Origin of the sequence: Aeromonas sp. 604176, from assembly GCF_049170755.1 — a bacterium.
In the GTDB taxonomy this organism is placed as follows: domain Bacteria; phylum Pseudomonadota; class Gammaproteobacteria; order Enterobacterales; family Aeromonadaceae; genus Aeromonas; species Aeromonas veronii_A.
This window is the reverse complement of the sequence record NZ_JAAKNE010000107.1, coordinates 1-15,088: the sequence shown is the minus strand read 5'-3', so window position 1 is coordinate 15,088 and position 15,088 is coordinate 1. Positions and strand designations below refer to the sequence as shown.

The 15,088-nt window shown below is 61.2% G+C and carries 13 protein-coding genes; 8 read left to right on the top strand and 5 right to left on the bottom strand.

Going from position 1 to position 15,088, the window contains the following annotated elements; translation table 11 throughout:
• Window positions 1–869, bottom strand: an 869-nt coding sequence (gene asnS / locus G5358_RS16675) for an asparagine--tRNA ligase (protein ID WP_421324521.1), incomplete at its 3' end; no start/stop codon positions are given.
• A gap of 200 nt (window positions 870–1,069) precedes the next feature.
• On the opposite strand from asnS, the gene G5358_RS16670 reads away from it, so the two are divergent.
• Window positions 1,070–1,414, top strand: a complete 345-nt coding sequence (locus tag G5358_RS16670; protein WP_005359354.1) for a hypothetical protein — start codon at window positions 1,070–1,072, stop codon at window positions 1,412–1,414.
• 9 nt (window positions 1,415–1,423) lie between these two features.
• On the opposite strand, the gene G5358_RS16665 is transcribed toward G5358_RS16670, so the two are convergent.
• Complete coding sequence (locus G5358_RS16665) at window positions 1,424–2,236, bottom strand: HAMP domain-containing protein (protein ID WP_005350472.1); 813 nt, start codon at window positions 2,234–2,236, stop codon at window positions 1,424–1,426.
• Window positions 2,237–2,412: 176 nt separating this feature from the next.
• Window positions 2,413–3,687, bottom strand: coding sequence for an adenosylmethionine--8-amino-7-oxononanoate transaminase (bioA, locus tag G5358_RS16660; RefSeq protein WP_421324519.1), 1,275 nt, complete (start codon window positions 3,685–3,687; stop codon window positions 2,413–2,415).
• 208 nt (window positions 3,688–3,895) lie between these two features.
• Between bioA and bioB the strand changes: the two genes are divergently transcribed.
• The 5 genes from bioB to htpX all read left to right on the top strand — a co-directional run bounded on the left by bioB (window position 3,896) and on the right by htpX (window position 8,705).
• A complete protein-coding gene (gene bioB / locus G5358_RS16655) occupies window positions 3,896–4,984 on the top strand; it encodes a biotin synthase BioB (RefSeq protein WP_216954198.1) in 1,089 nt (362 codons plus the stop codon).
• A complete protein-coding gene (gene bioF / locus G5358_RS16650) occupies window positions 4,981–6,177 on the top strand; it encodes an 8-amino-7-oxononanoate synthase (RefSeq protein ID WP_421324517.1) in 1,197 nt (398 codons plus the stop codon). Before bioB ends, bioF begins: the two co-directional genes overlap by 4 nt.
• Window positions 6,170–6,985, top strand: a complete 816-nt coding sequence (gene bioC, locus G5358_RS16645) for a malonyl-ACP O-methyltransferase BioC (RefSeq protein WP_216954194.1) — start codon at window positions 6,170–6,172, stop codon at window positions 6,983–6,985. Before bioF ends, bioC begins: the two co-directional genes overlap by 8 nt.
• Window positions 6,986–7,044: 59 nt before the next feature.
• Window positions 7,045–7,722 (top strand): dethiobiotin synthase, encoded by a 678-nt coding sequence (gene bioD / locus G5358_RS16640; protein WP_216954191.1) that lies wholly within the window; start codon window positions 7,045–7,047, stop codon window positions 7,720–7,722.
• A gap of 110 nt (window positions 7,723–7,832) precedes the next feature.
• Window positions 7,833–8,705 (top strand): protease HtpX, encoded by an 873-nt coding sequence (gene htpX / locus G5358_RS16635; RefSeq protein WP_069527876.1) that lies wholly within the window; start codon window positions 7,833–7,835, stop codon window positions 8,703–8,705.
• A gap of 75 nt (window positions 8,706–8,780) precedes the next feature.
• On the opposite strand, the gene G5358_RS16630 is transcribed toward htpX, so the two are convergent.
• A complete protein-coding gene (locus G5358_RS16630) occupies window positions 8,781–10,493 on the bottom strand; it encodes a methyl-accepting chemotaxis protein (protein WP_216954189.1) in 1,713 nt (570 codons plus the stop codon).
• 224 nt (window positions 10,494–10,717) lie between these two features.
• The gene (locus G5358_RS16625; RefSeq protein WP_216954187.1) at window positions 10,718–12,520 is read right to left on the bottom strand and encodes an MOSC N-terminal beta barrel domain-containing protein; all 1,803 of its coding nucleotides are present in this window, start codon (window positions 12,518–12,520) and stop codon (window positions 10,718–10,720) included.
• Window positions 12,521–12,645: 125 nt separating this feature from the next.
• Between G5358_RS16625 and G5358_RS16620 the strand changes: the two genes are divergently transcribed.
• The gene (locus tag G5358_RS16620) at window positions 12,646–13,398 is read left to right on the top strand and encodes a substrate-binding periplasmic protein (protein ID WP_421324515.1); all 753 of its coding nucleotides are present in this window, start codon (window positions 12,646–12,648) and stop codon (window positions 13,396–13,398) included.
• Window positions 13,399–13,574: 176 nt separating this feature from the next.
• The coding region (locus tag G5358_RS16615; RefSeq protein WP_421324513.1) for an NAD(P)-binding protein at window positions 13,575–15,088 on the top strand (1,514 nt) is incomplete at its 3' end.

Genomic DNA, 15,088 nt, shown 5'->3' with positions numbered 1-15,088 from the left:
TGGGCGAAGAACTCCAGATCGTCGCGACGCTCGGTCAGTACGGCGTTGAAGACATACTTCAGCATGGCTTCGGCCAGTGCGGCGTTATCTTCCAGATCGTTGAAGGCCACTTCCGGCTCAACCATCCAGAACTCGGCCAGGTGGCGGCTGGTGTTGGAGTTTTCAGCGCGGAAGGTCGGGCCGAAGGTGTAGACCTTGGAGAGGGCGCAGGCATAGGTTTCGGCGTTCAGCTGGCCGGATACGGTCAGGAAAGCCTCTTTGCCAAAGAAATCTTCGTTGTAGTCCACCTTGCCGGCGTCGGTGCGCGGCAGGTTTTCCAGATCCAGAGTGGAGACGCGGAACATCTCGCCGGCACCTTCGGTGTCAGAAGCGGTGATGAGCGGGGTCGCAACCCAGAGGAAACCCTCTTCGTGGAAGAAGCGGTGGATGGCTTGCGCCAGGCAGTGACGAACGCGGGTCACGGCGCCAACGATGTTGGTGCGCGGGCGCAGGTGGGCCTGTTCACGCAGGTATTCGATGCTGTGGCGCTTGGCAGCCATCGGGTAGGTGTCCGGATCTTCGACCCAACCGACTACCTTCACCTCGGTCGCCTGCAGTTCGAAAGCCTGGCCGCTGCCCTGAGAGGCTGCAACCACGCCGGTCACTTCCACGGAGCAGGCAGTGGTCAGACGCAGCACTTCATTCTCGTAATTGGCCAAGGTATTGGGGACAACTGCCTGTACCGGATGGAAACAGGAGCCATCGGAAATGGCCAAAAATGAGATCCCCGCCTTGGAATCACGGCGAGTCCGGATCCACCCTTTGACAGTTTGGGTGGTGCCGACCGGATACTTACCGGCCAGCACATCTACTACGGATGCGTGCGTCATCGAAATATTGTCTCCAGCTTGTTCTTGCAGCGCTATTTGCAACACTAGGGAGTCTGGCCCGGGCACAGATGGCCCACCATGGCAGACTAAGCCGTCAATCTTACCCGCGCGGGTTTGATAAACAAGCAAAAATGTCGGACTCTGGTGGGGTTTTCGGCATGGTTCACTCAACAAGAGTGTCACGGGCGCAGGAGAGGTGGGTGAAAGATCGGCGGCATGGGCCAGATTGGCTGACACGGGTGTTGCAGGGGCTGGTGATGCTCTGCTGGGGCGGCTTTATCGTGCTGCTCTCCCTTTACCACTATGCCCGTCCCGAAATTGCCTACGGTTTTCTGGTCTATGGCGGGATCGAGGTGCGCGATTATTGGGACCCGGCCCTTACCCCCTGGCTGGTCTACGGGCTCTGGAGCTGCTGCGCCCTGACGCTGGCGGTGTTGCTGCTGGAGCGCAAGCGCAGCCGCCGTCAGGATGACTCCCGGCATGTCAATCTGGCCATCCTGCTATTGGTGCTGATCGCCAGCTTGCTCTTCTACTACGTCGGTTAAGCGCCCGCCTCAGCGGGGCTGATCCGGCTCCTGCCTGCTGGCCTTGGTGCGCTTGCCGAGCTGGCGCTCCACACTGTCGAGCATCTGGTTGTAGGCCACCGCCACCCGGCCAATCTCGTCGCCGTCATCTCCCTCCAGCCGGTGGCCGAAGTCGTGCAGGTCGGTGGCCTCTTCCATGGAGCGGGTCAACTGGTTGAGAGGGCGCACGATCCAGGTGCGGATGACCCAGAGGGTCAGCAGCAGTCCCATCCCGAAGATGCCGGTGAGAATGAGCGCCGAGGTGAGAATATTCTGCTCGACCCGGGTAAACAGCGAATCGAGGGAGTAGTCAAAGCGCACCGCACCAAGCACGGTGTTCTCCGGCACCAGATGACAGCTGGTGCAGTCGGTGCCGCGAAAATCCTTCTTGGCCAGCAGCGGTCGGGTGACCACCAGACGGCTGTGCATGCCGTTGTGCACCACCTCCAGGCTCCCTTTGCCCGCCAGTGCCAGCTCATCAAACTCATCTTTTACCTGTTCTGTCTCCCGTCCCGGCCCGAACTGTTTGCTCACCGCGTCGCCACGAACGATGCGTGCATCCTCCACATGGGCGTGGTCGAGAAACTTGCCGCGCAGGGTATCGCGGGCATCCATCTTGCCGGTCAGCATCAGCATGTTGAGGCCGTCGAAATAGGCTTCGGTCTGCTCGCGGCTCTGCTCCTTGATGAGCGTCAGGATGAGATCGCGCTCGCGCACCGCCTGATAGGCTGCGGAGAAGACCAGTACCATGGAGAAGATGAAGAGCAGGAAAAAGTTGATTTTGGCAGCAATGGAGAGGCGCATGAGCAGTCTTTCTTGATGGTAAAACCGCAGCAGTTTACCCCTCTTGGGGCCTCAGGTCTGGTGTTTTGCTCACATTACGGCAAGTGAAACTGCACGGAAGTGGATAAAGTTGCTCTCTTTATATATCAAATGCGGGTAGCCAAACGGGCGGCAGCGATGGCCGCCCGCTGCATGCATTAAAACTCGCCTTCGGTGATGGCCTGATTGATGGCGTCGGTCAATACCCGCAACTCTTCAGGGGTGATGACGAAGGGGGGCATCAGGTAGACCAGCTTGCCAAAGGGGCGGATCCAGGCGCCCAGTTCGACAAACTTGCGCTGGATGCGCGCTACATCCACCCGCTCTTTCATCTCCACCACCCCGATGGCGCCGAGCACCCGCACATCCGCGACCGCCGGGTGCAGGGTCAGCTCTACCAGTTCTGTTCGCAGCTGATGCTCGATGGTGCGCACCCGCTCCTGCCAAGGTGAGGTCAGCAGCAGATCGATGGAGGCGTTGGCCACCGCGCAGGCGAGGGGATTGCCCATAAAGGTGGGGCCGTGCATAAAGACCCCCGCCTTGCCGTCACAGATGGTGCGGGCGACATGCTCGGTGGTCAGGGTCGCCGAGAGGGTGAGGTAGCCGCCGGTAAGCGCCTTGCCCAGACACATGATGTCGGGGCTAATCCCCGCCCAGTCGCAGGCAAACAGCTGGCCGGTGCGGCCAAAGCCGGTGGCAATCTCGTCGGCAATCAGCAGTACGCCGAATTCGTCGCACAGGGCGCGTACCCACTGCAGGTAGCGGGGATGGTAGAAGCGCATGCCGCCAGCCCCTTGCACGATGGGCTCAAGCACGATGGCGGCGATCTCCTCGTGATGATCCGCCATGAGTGTCGCCAGCTCCACCACGCACTGCTCATCCCACTCGGCGTGGAAGCGACAGCTGGGCGCATCGACAAAATAGTGTTCCGGCAGGAATCCCTTGTAGAGCTCATGCATGCCGCCATCCGGGTCGCAGACGCTCATGGCGCCAAAGGTGTCGCCGTGATAGCCGCTGCGCAGGGCGACAAATTTGGCTCTGGGGGTGCCTCTGGCGTGCCAGTATTGCTGCGCCATCTTGAGCGCTACTTCCACCGCTACCGAGCCGGAATCGGCCAGAAAGACCCGATCAAGCCCCTTCGGAGTGATCTCCACCAGTTTGCGGCAGAGCTCGACCGCTGGAGCGTGGGTGAGGCCGCCAAACATCACGTGGGACATCTTGCCGAGCTGGGCGGTGGCGGCGGCGTCCAGTACCGGCACCTGATAGCCGTGCACGCAAGCCCACCAGGAGCTCATGCCATCCACCAGTTCACGGCCATCGCTGAGGGTGATGGTCACCCCTTTGGCGCTGGCCACTTCATAGCAGGGCAGGGGGTGAGTGAGGGAGGTATAGGGGTGCCAGATGTGGTGCAGGTCGAATTCTTGGTTGGTCATTTGTTGTTCTGTTGTCAATTGGTTTTATCTGGTCGGTGTTGACAGTCTACGCGTGCTCTCTACACTAGCCAACAATTTCAGCCACTTGGCACTGCGCATCACCTTGAGCGCGCGGGCCCGGCGGCGGGTTTTACGCTCACGCTCTTGCAAAAACCTTTTGCAAGGATGGCGGGCGCAGGATCCCACCAATAACAACCGGAAGCCATGTATGAATGCTCTCACCACGGGCGGTCACGCCCTTCGTCATGACTGGACCCTCGCCGAGGTTCAGGCCCTGTTTGCCCTGCCATTCAACGATCTGCTGTTTCAGGCCCAGAGTGTCCACCGCGCCCACTTTGACCCGAACGAAGTGCAGGTGAGCACCCTGCTCTCCATCAAGACCGGCGCCTGCCCGGAGGATTGCAAATACTGCCCCCAGAGTGCCCGTTATCACACCGGCCTTGAGGCCGAACGGCTGATGGAGGTGGAGAAGGTGCTGGAGCGGGCCCGCGAAGCCAAGGCCAACGGCTCGTCCCGTTTCTGCATGGGGGCCGCCTGGCGCAACCCCAAAGAGAAGGACATGCCCTACATCATCCGGATGATCGAGGAGGTGCGCGGGCTGGGGATGGAGACCTGCATGACGCTGGGGATGCTCACCGCCGATCAGGCGGCGCGTCTGGGGGCTGCGGGGCTCGATTACTACAACCACAACCTCGACACCTCGCCGGAGTTTTACGGCGAGATCATCTCGACCCGTACCTATCAGGACCGGCTCGATACCCTGGAACATGTACGCAGTGCTGGCATGAAGGTCTGCTCCGGTGGCATCGTCGGCATGGGTGAGCAGGCGAAAGATCGGGCGGGCCTCTTGATGGCGCTGGCCAACCTGCCGCGCCACCCGGAGAGTGTGCCCATCAACATGCTGGTCAAGGTGAAGGGGACGCCGCTGGAGGATCAGGAGAACCTCGATCCGTTCGAATTTATCCGCACCATCGCCGTGGCGCGGATCATGATGCCGGCCTCCCATGTACGCCTCTCCGCCGGGCGGGAGAAGATGAACGAGCAGATGCAGGCGATGTGCTTTATGGCTGGGGCCAACTCCATCTTCTATGGCTGCAAGCTGCTGACCACCCCCAACCCGGACGAAAACAGCGATATGCAGCTGTTCAAGCGGCTCGGCATTCGTCCCGCCCAGCGGGCCCAGAAGCCGGATCAGGTACAAGAAGAGGAGTTGCTGGCCGAGGTGAGCCGCCAGAGCGAACCTGCCGAGATGTTTTATGACGCTACCCGCCCCCGTGCAGAGACTGCGCGGTCATGACTGGCCCAGCAGTAACAGGCCCTTTTGCATTGGGCGCAGCGCTGGCCAAGCGCGAGCAGGCGGGCCTGCTGCGCAACCGCATCGCGACCGATGGGGCGAGTGGCGGGCGGCTCAGGGTCGCGGGGCGCGACTACCTCAACTTTTCCGCCAACGACTATCTGGGTCTGGCGGATCATCTCGCCATCAAAACTGCCTTCAAAGCGGGGATTGAGCGCTATGGCGCGGGCGCCGGCGCCTCGCCGCTGGTGACCGGTTACAGCCGTGCCCACCAAGAGCTTGAGGAGACCCTGGCCGAGTGGCTCGGGGTGGAGGCGGTGCTGCTCTTCAACTGCGGTTTTTCGGCCAATCAGGCGGTGCTCAAAGCGCTGCTCGGCAAGGAACACCTGCTGTGGCAGGACAAACTCAACCACGCCTCCCTGCAGGAGATGGGCAGCCAGCTCCCCTGCAAGATGAAGCGCTTTGGTCACAACGATATGGCTGCCCTTGAACGGCAGCTTGAGCCAAATCGCGGACTGATTGTTTCGGAAGGGGTGTTCAGCATGGACGGGGATCAGGCCCCCTGGGGGGAACTCGCGGTATTGGCAGCCCGGAGCGGCAACTGGCTGATGATCGACGATGCCCATGGTCTCGGCGTGCTGGGGCCAGAGGGGCGCGGCACCCTGGCGGCGCAGGGAGTTAACCCGGCCAGCGTACACATCCAGATGGGCACCTTTGGCAAGGCGCTTGGCGTCGCCGGTGCTTTTGTCGGCGGCAGTCGTGAGCTGGTAGAGTATCTGGTCAACTTCGCCCGCCACTATGTCTACAGCACCCATATGCCGGCGGCGCAGGCTTGCGCAGTCAGCAAGAGTATCGAGCTGGTGCGCGCCGCCGAGGATGCCCGCGCCCATCTTGGCCAGCTGAACGCTCGCTTCCGGCAAGGGGCAAAGGATCAGGGTTGGCAGCTTGGCGCGAGCGATACCCCGATCCAGCCGCTGCTGGTGGGGGAGAGCAGTGTTGCCCTGCAACTGGCTGAACGGCTGCGGGAGCGCGGCGTCTGGGTGAGCGCCATCCGCCCGCCTACTGTGCCAGTCGGTACGGCCCGGCTGCGCATTACCCTGAGCGCGGCTCACCGCGAGCAGGATGTGGATCGCTTGCTCGATGCCTTGGGGGTCTGCCCTGCAGTTACAACGCTTGGGGAGGCTCACTATGACTGAGCGTTTTCAAACGGTCGACAAGGCGCAGCTTGCTCGCCGTTTCGGCGCCGCCGCTCGTCATTACGATGCCCACGCCCGCTTTCAGCAGGAGGTGGGTCAGGCGCTGTTGGAATGGATGCCGAGCAGGCCGGTTGGCACTGATCTGACGGTGAGCGGGCTGGATCTGGGCTGCGGCACCGGCTTTTTCTTGCCCCAACTGGCGAACCGTTGTCACCAGCTGGTGGGGCTGGATCTCGCCCCCGGCATGCTGGCGCAGGCTGCCTTGCGTGACAGCGGCGCCCGCCTGCTCTGCGGCGATGCGGAGCAGCTTCCTTTCGCCGATAACTCGTTCGACTGGGTTTTCTCCAGTCTGGCGCTGCAGTGGTGCGAGCGTCCGGCCCAGGCTTTTGGCGAGCTGCTGCGGGTGGTCAAACCGGGCGGCCAGATCTTTTTCTCGACCCTGCTCGATGAGTCGCTCTGGCAGTTGCGAGCCGCTTGGCAGCGGCTTGATGGTCGCGCCCATGTCAATCGCTTCCTCAGCCTGCCACAATTGGAGCAGGCGCTGGCTAGCGCCGGGGTATCTGCTCCCGAGCTGCGTTGTATCACCTGGGATCTCGCCTATCTTGAATTGCCGCAGTTGTTGCGCGATCTCAAGGGTATTGGGGCCAATCAGATCAATGACAATCAGGGGAGTGCCGCCCCGGCCGGTCTGAGCGGTCGCGCCAGATTGCAGCAGCTGGCTCAGGCGTATGAGGCGTTTCGCCAGCCCGATGGCAGGCTGGTCGCCAGTTATCGGGTGTGCCTCGGCCGTCTTAGCAAGCCTCGTTGAGCGCCGGGAATCGTATTGTGTGCAGGGTAGTCAATGGGCCCTGCCAAGGAGAGAACCGTATGAAATCATTCTTTATCACCGGCACCGATACCGATGTGGGCAAGACGCTGGTGGCGCGTACCCTGTTGCGTGAATTCAGCGCACAGGGGATCAAGTGCGCGGGTTACAAGCCGGTCTCGGCCGGATGTGCCCGCACTCCGGACGGGCTGCGCAACCTGGATGCCGTTCTGTTGCAGGAGGCGGCGAGTCTGCCGTTGCCCTATGAGGTGGTCAATCCCTTTGCCTATGAGCCGCCGATTGCGCCCCATATCGCTGCCAGCGAGGCGCGCCAGCCCATTACCATGCAGGGGCTGAGCGAGGGGCTGCGCAAGATTGAACAGGCAGGGGCCGAGCTTGCAGTAGTGGAAGGGGCGGGGGGCTGGTATCTGCCGCTGGATCGCAAGCATCTGCTGTCGGATTGGGTGAAGCAGGAGAACATGCCGGTGATTTTGGTGGTGGGGGCCAAACTGGGCTGTCTCAACCATGCACTGCTCACCTTTGCTGCCATTCGCAACGATCGGTTGCCAGTGGCGGGATGGGTTATTAATCGCCTTCACAGTGCCATGAGCCACTATCAGGAAAATCTGGACACCCTGAGGGGGATGTTACCGGCCCCGTTTCTGGGGGAAATCCCCTTTATAAACAATCCATTTGAGGCTGATTTGCAAGGGCGGCTTGATATCTCTCCGCTCTTGTGACGTCACATTCAGCGAACATTCATCGAGTCTCCCTAAAATTCATCCATAACATGGAGATAGGGAGGTCGAGTGATCTATCTCCGTGTCTTTAATTCTCACAAGGAGTCTATATGAAGCGAATTATGCTATTCCTGGTGACCAACCTGGCCGTCATGCTGGTGCTGGGGGTGGTACTCAATATCCTGTTCTCGGTTCTGGGGATCAACAAGTCCAGCATTTCCGGGCTGTTGATGTTCTGTGCCGTGTTCGGTTTTGGGGGTTCCTTTATCTCCTTGCTGATGTCCAAGTGGATGGCCAAGCGCAGCTATGGCGTCCAGGTCATCGAGCAACCTCGTAACGAGACCGAGCACTGGCTGGTGAGCACTGTTGCCCGTCAGGCCCGCGAAGCGGGTATCAAGATGCCGGAAGTGGGGATCTACGACTCTCCCGAGATGAACGCCTTTGCGACCGGCGCCCGCCGAGATGATTCGCTGGTGGCGGTCTCCTCCGGCCTGCTCTACAGCATGAGCCGTGACGAGGCGGAAGCGGTACTGGCCCACGAGGTGAGCCACGTTGCCAACGGCGACATGGTGACCCTGACCCTGATCCAGGGGGTGGTGAACACCTTCGTGATGTTCTTCGCCCGCATCGTGGCTGGCGTCATCAGCAACTTCTTCAGTTCCAACAACGAGGAAGAGAGCAGCAGCACCGGTGGTTTTGCCTACATGATCACCGTGTTTGTGCTGGAGATGTTGTTCGGCATTCTGGCCTCCATCATCGTCATGTGGTTCAGCCGTCAGCGCGAGTTCCGTGCCGATGCCGGTGCCGCCAAGCTGGCCGGTCGCGACAAGATGATTGCCGCCCTTGAGCGCCTCTCCCGCGGTGCCGAGCCGCAGCTGGAAGGCTCCATGATGGCTTTTGGCATCAACGGCAAGCGCTCCATGAGCGAGCTGTTCATGAGCCACCCGCCCATCGAGCAGCGTATCGCCGCCCTGCGTGGTTGATAGATACTGAATGACGGGGATACCCCGAATAAAAAACGGCTGCCTTCGGGCAGCCGTTTTGCTTTTCAGCGTTCTTTAAAGCTTGAAGTGTCCCATCTCCTGGCGCAGTACCCGTGACAGCTGCTTGAGCTTGGCCGCCTCTTGAGATACGTGACGGGCGGCATCCCCCGATTGCTCGGAGAGAGAGGTGATGTTGCCGACGGTAGAGACCACCTCGTTGGCGGCGGTGGACTGCTCGCGCAGGGTGTGGCTGATCTCCCCCATCAGGCCGGTGAGGTTGGAGGCGTGGCTCTGGATGCTGGCGATCGCCTCGCCGGTCTGGTTGGCCAGCGTGACACCGCGGGAGACGTTGTTGACCGTGTTCTCCATGCTGCGGATAGAGGCATCCGCCCCGCTCTGGATCTTGCTGATCATCCCGGTGATCTGCTGGGTCGAGGCCGCCGAGCGGCTGGCCAGATTGCGCACCTCGTCGGCCACCACCGCAAAGCCACGTCCCTGCTCACCGGCCCGCGCCGCCTCGATAGCCGCGTTGAGGGCCAGCAGGTTGGTCTGATCGGCGATGCCGCGGATAACGCCGATGATCTCCGAGATCTGCTGGGTATGGCTGTTGAGTTCTGCGATGGTGCTGGCTGCTTCACCGACCGTGGTGGAGATATTCTCGATACTGCCAAGCGTCTCCTTGATGACCCCGGAGCCCTCCTCCAGCGTGTCGGCTGAGACCTTGCTGAGCTCGTCTGCATGGCTGGCATTGTCGGAGAGGTGGCTGATGCTCACCACCAGCTCTTCGATGGCGGCGGCCATGGTCTGGGTACTGGTTTGCTGATCGGTGGCGAACTGGGCGGTCTGCTCCGCTATCTGGGCGATGCTGTCGGCCGAATTGGACAACTCCTCGGTGGAGTGGGATACCTTGCCGATGATCCCCTTGAGGGTGCTCTGTGTGGTGCCAAGCAGGCCGATAAGACTCTCTTTCGAGCCTTGGGGCACCTTGATGGGGCGGGAGAAATCCCCTTCCGCCAGCAGATGGAGATCGGTCTTGAGCTGTTCGACCGAGGTGCCCACCAGATCGAGCAGGGAGCGATAGGTGCGCCAGAGGAAGAACATCAATACCAGGCCCAGAGCGATAAAAAGGTAGCGCAGCATGTCGGTATTGGCGGTGGCACTCTCGACCGCCTCCTGGTTGCGCCCCTCCATCATCACGTAGAAATCGTCGATGGGTGACATGATGCGACCCTTGTTCTGGTGATAGGCCTTGTCATGCATCATGGCGATGGCCTTCTGCTGGTTGGCGGCCAGATCACCGTCCGTCTGCTGCACCAGTTTGAAGGCAGCCACCTCGGTGTTGACCAGTGCATCCGAGTTGTTCTTGGCCTCGTTGAGCTTGGCGAGTTCAGCATCGGTGAAACCGGCATCCTTCATCAGATCGATCAGGCCGCGGCGAACATTGCTGTCGGGGCGAGGATTCTGGCCGTTGGCCGCGACAAAATCCCAATAGATACGGTTGTAGCCATCCGGTCTCGGCTGTTCGCCGTTGCGAATGGCCAGTATCCGCATGTACTGCTGCTCGTAGGCTGGATCCTTGGTGATGACGTAGGTGCGACCGAGTCGGGTCAGGTCATCGGAGGATTGGCGCAGCTCGTCGGCCAGCAGGTAGGAGAGATATTGTTGTCGATAACTCTCTTCCAGTTGTTTACCCGCCCAGCTGTAGGCGAAAAACACCAGTGACAGCAGGATCAGGGTGATCACGGAGAGCAAGAGGTTGAGTTGAAAGGCGGGTTTGTTCTGTTCCATGGTTTGAGCGTCCTTATTCTCACCGGGTAACCCCCTTGGTCAGACGGCAAAGGCCGCTACGTCGGAGGGGTTTTGTTGTTATTGCTGTGAGTATAGAAGTCATCGTCGGCATGGTTGCGCAGGCGGGGCGAGAAAGAGACGAGAATGGAGGAACCGCGGGTCGACAGGGGGGAAAAGGTCGGCCAGGATCGGGGCCCAGCCAGCCTTTTCGTGGCTCGATCACCTTATTTGATGACGATGTCTGTGAGCGGTACGGCGCAGCAGGTGAGGATTTTGCCCTCTGCCCGCTCGGCGGCACTGATGGCGGGGGCGTCGGGGTGATCCACCTCGCCCGAGATCAGCGTCTGTTTGCAACTGCCGCAGATCCCGGCGCGGCAGCTCCAGGGCAGCTCTACGCCTTGCTTGTTGGCCTGATCCAGCACAGTGCCCTGATTGTTGCCGGTAAAGGCTTGGGCGCCGATACGCAGTTGTACCGCCTGATGGGGGCGGGCCACCGAGAGAATGGCGCCGCCAAAACTCTCCTGTTTGATCCGTGCGGCCGGAACGCCGAGGGCCGCAACTTTGGCGGCAGCATCGGCCATAAAACCGTGGGGGCCGCAGATAAAGACCTCTTTTTCGGCCAACCCTTTGACCAGTCGCAGATGCTCATCATTGAGTCGCCCTTGCAGCCCCTGCCAGTGATTGTCCGGCTGGCTCAGGATAATGGTGAGGGTCATGCCCTGCTGCGCCATGGCGTACAGTTCGCTGGCGGCGGGAATGTCCGCTTCACTGCGGCACAGGTGCATAAAGTGAACCTCTTCCAGCTCCCCGCGTAGCGCCAGGGTGCGGGCTATCGCCAGCATGGGGGTGACGCCGGAGCCTGCGGAGAGCAACAGGAGGTTGCGCTCGCGGCCTAGGTGAAAATCGCCAGCGGGGTTGGCGGCCAGCAGCCGATCACCCACCTGCAACTGCTGGTGCAGCCAGTGGGAGATGCGGCCACCCTCCACCTTCTTGACGCTGATGCCGTAACGCTCCGGGTGATCCGGCGTGGAGCTCAGGGTATAGCGCCGCTGGATCCGTTCATTTTTGATATCGAGGCTGATGGGCAGATGCTGGCCCGGCAGGTAGTCGGGCAGAGGCTCGCCATCGGCTGCTTCGAACCAGAAGGTCTCCAGAGCCCGCGCCAGCGGTTCGCGGGCCATGCAGACCAGCTCCCGCTTCTTCGGCGCGGCGGCGGGATAGACCACCGGACGGGTGCGCTCCAGCACTTCTATCTCGCTGCCTGCCTCAATCCAGCCCTCGTTCAGCGCCACCAGATTCTGGCCGAAGTAGACCTCGCCATCCTCGCCACGGCGGTAGCGGGTAAGGGTGGCCAGCGGCTCTTTCAGGGCGTTGAAACGATCGGTGCCCGCTTCCACCGTGGTCATGATGCAGCGGCTGCAGGGCTTGACCACTTTAAATTCCACTTCGCCGATGCGGATGCGCACCCAGCTGTCCTCCTCGAAGGGCTGGGTATTGCTTGCCACCAGATTGGTGCGGAACTGGCTCATCTGGTGCAGCGCATCGGAGCGCAGATTGAGATCCTCAAGGGAAGCCTGGCTTATCAGCAGCAGCGGATAACCGTCGGCAAAGCTGACCCGGGTGCCGGTCTTCTCGCGAAAGCGATCAGAGGTCTCACCCAGCCAGAGCAGTTGCACCGTTTCCCCTGCCACCCGGCTCAGCCACCCATCGGCTTTGGGGTCGGTGTGCAGGGCGGTGAAACGGTCGCTCCAGACTCCGGTAGCTTGCGGGGCGCAGCTGAAGTCGGCCTCTTGCAGGGTGAGCGGTTCAAAGCCCGGATAGCGCAGTTGCAAGCCTCCTTCGATGGGGGTGGCCACGACCTGTTGCAGCTGGGGATGGGTACGGGCGGTGATAAAGGTGCCGTCCGGTTTGACCACCATGTAGCGGCGATCCCCTGCCAGTCCCTCTTCGGTCACCCGGGCGCGAGCCAGCGGCATACCTGCAGTCGATTTGATGGGGTAGAGGTGAATGCTGTCTAGCCTGGGCATCTTCATATCCTTGTGACGCGGCGCGATCGCCTAGAAAAAGGGGAACATAACGGTTCCCCGGCGATCCGGCAATCCTTTCAAGGGGGCGGTCTATAGTTGGGAAAAGAGAACAAGAGGGCATCGGGATGAAAATAAGCTGGTTGCTGGCGGGGAGCCTTTTTTGCCACGGGCTCTGGGCGCAGGAGCTGACCCTGACCACGGGAGAGTATCCCCCTTACTGCTCCGAGACGCTGAAATATCAGGGGCTTATCCCCCATGTGGTGAGCGAGGCATTCAGGAGTGAAGGGGTGAGCGTCAAGTTCCAGTTTCTGCCCTGGAAGCGGGCCTTTCGCTTGTCGGAGGAGGGAGTGGTGGATGGCACTGTCCACTGGTATGAGTCGAGCGAGCGGCGCAAAACCCATCTCTACAGCGATCCCATCCTGAGCGAAACCTACGTCTGGTTCTATCTCAAATCAAACCCGCTGGAATGGCGTGGCTATCAGGATCTGGCGGATCGCAAGCTGGCTGCGGTCAGTGGCTATACCTACAATGCAGATTTTTTTGCAGCCATCGCGCAGGTGCCGCTGCAGGTGCAGTTCGTCACCCGGCTGCGCCAGAGCTTTGATCTGCTGCTCTCCGGCCGCGCCGACCTGACCCTGGAGAACATCGATGTCGGCTACTACTCCCTGCGTCAGTTCTACCCGGCCAGCACGGTCGATCTCTTTGCAACCCATTCAAAACCCGTGATGAAAGTTGAAGGTCACCTGTTGATCAGCCGCAAGCGTGCCAACGCTGACGAGCTGGTCAAAACCTTCAATCGGGGGCTCGCCAAACTGAAAGCCAGCGGTCAGCTGGAGAAGATGTTACTTGAGTCACGTTCTGGTCTCTATGAACCATAAAGTGCAACATTTTTTGATCCTGATTCGCTAATCAGTACAAAAAAGCGGCCATTATCGACTCAGTTCCCAGTTTCTAACGCTTTCGCTTCTTCCCCATCCGGCCACCGTCCGCTTCGGCTACACGGTATCAAGCGCCATCGGGTGGGGCCTGTCATACAAAAAGAAGAAAGCAATGTATGAGCAAACAACTGGACATGACCCCATTGCCGGATCTCTCCCTGAAAACGGGAACAGGCCCGGTGCGTACCCGGCTACCCGTCTGGCGGCCGGCCTTGCCACCCTGCAATCACGCCTGCCCGGCCGGAGAAAATATCCAGGCCTGGCTCTCTTTGGCGCAGGCCGGTCGTTTTGAGGCGGCCTGGCAGACCCTGATCGAAGAGAACCCCTTGCCCGCCATTCATGGCCGGGTCTGCTATCACCCCTGCGAGAGCGCCTGCAACCGCGGTCAGGTGGATGAATCTGTCTCTATCCACGCCATCGAGCGTTTTCTCGGCGACGAGGCGCTGGCCCGTGGTTGGCAGCCTGCGCCACCTGCCCCTGCCAGCGGCAAGAGGGTGCTGGTGATCGGCGCCGGCCCCTCCGGTCTCTCCTGTGCCTGGCACCTCAACCGGCTTGGCCATCAGGTGGAGATCCGCGAAGCGGGGCCACTGGCGGGCGGCATGCTGCGCTTTGGTATTCCCGCTTACCGTCTGCCTCGCGACGTGCTGGATCGGGAGGTTGCCCGCATCGTGGCGGCCGGGGTGACCCTGACCCTCAACCACAAGGTGGAGGATGTGCAGCGCGAGCGCGATGAGGGGGGCTTTGATGCCGTCTTTATGGCCATCGGCGCCCATTTGGCCAAGCGGGTCGATATTCCGGCCCGGGAAGCGGGCAAGATCCTCGATGCGGTGAGCTTCCTCGAACAGGCCAGTCTGGCCGAAGAGCAGGGCTTGCCGCCGCCCAAACTGGGACGACGGGTGGCCATCTACGGCGGCGGCAATACCGCCATGGATGCGGCCCGTACCGCCCGCCGTTTGGGCGTTGAAGAGGCAATGATCATCTATCGCCGCGACCGGGACCATATGCCGGCCCACGCATTTGAAGCCGATGAGGCCGAGGAGGAGGGGATCAAGATCAACTGGCTGCGCAGCATCCGCCAGCTCGACAACACCCATATCAAGGTGGAGGTGATGGCGCTGGATGCCGAGGGCAAGCCGGTGCCCACCGGCAAGTTTGAAACCCTTGAAGCGGACTCCCTTATTCTGGCGCTCGGTCAGGAGGTCGATCTCTCTGTGCTGGAGAGCATTCCCGGCGTGCGGGTCAACAAGGAGGGAGTGGTGCAGGTGGCGGGTAACCTGATGACGGATGTGCCGGGGCTATTTGCGGGCGGCGACATGGTGCCCTCCGAGCGCACCGTTACCATTGCCACCGGCCACGGCAAGAAGGCGGCACGCCATATGGATGCCTGGTTGCGCGGTCGCCACTACCAAAAGATGGTCTCCTACCCGCTGGTGGGGCCCGAGCAGTTGCAGCTCTGGTTCCAGACCCACGCCCCGGCCAGCAGTCAGCCGGTCAAACCGGCGTGGGCGCGAGATGACTTTGGCGAGATCATCGGCGGGCTGGATGAGGTGGCCGCCCGCTACGAGGCGGCGCGCTGCTACTCCTGCGGCAACTGCTTCGAGTGCGACGGCTGCTATGGCAGCTGCCCCGA